1 tRNA gene and 1 rRNA gene are annotated in these 579 nt (G+C 47.3%); both read right to left on the bottom strand.

Annotation, left to right across the window (positions count from 1 at the left end):
- Positions 1-192: 192 nt before the first annotated feature.
- Positions 193-268, bottom strand: a tRNA-Glu gene (locus ACW5XC_RS20390).
- A 226-nt stretch (positions 269-494) separates the two neighbouring features.
- Positions 495-579 (bottom strand): 16S ribosomal RNA (locus ACW5XC_RS20385); the annotation flags it as partial.

Genomic DNA, 579 nt, shown 5'->3' with positions numbered 1-579 from the left:
GTACAACAAGGACCAAATAAAATTTGGTTTTCGCCAAGAAGTTTCCAAAGCACTTGTAACAAATGTTTGAGAACTACTTTTTAAATCAGCTTTCCAGATTGTTAAAGAGCATGTTTGCAACGGTCAGTGACCGAAGAAAACAGACATAAACATGACTGCTTATGTCTGCATTCTTGTTAGCAAGAAGAGAAGTGGCGTCCCCTAGGGGATTCGAACCCCTGTTACCGCCGTGAAAGGGCGGTGTCCTAGGCCTCTAGACGAAGGGGACCCAAAATCATCTTTGCGCTGCGTCAGCAGTGCAGATTTTGGGTAATGGCGAGTGCCGAGCCTGCGAGGCCGAGCGCCATTATTCACATCCCAAAACCCAATGATAGGGCTTCTCTCATCTGACCGAAGCCAGATAAGCACTGACGCTTGCGCATCAGGTCTTTGCTCTAACTACTTTGAATCAAGGCAATCTGTGTGAACACTCAACAACTTCGTCATCATTAAGGTAAGGAGGTGATCCAACCCCAGGTTCCCCTAGGGTTACCTTGTTACGACTTCACCCCAGTCATGAATCACACCGTGGTAAACGCC

This window comes from Aeromonas sp. 25-AL00135 (assembly GCF_054052385.1).
Note: the sequence above shows the minus strand (reverse complement) of the source record. Positions and strands in the feature narration are given on the sequence as shown.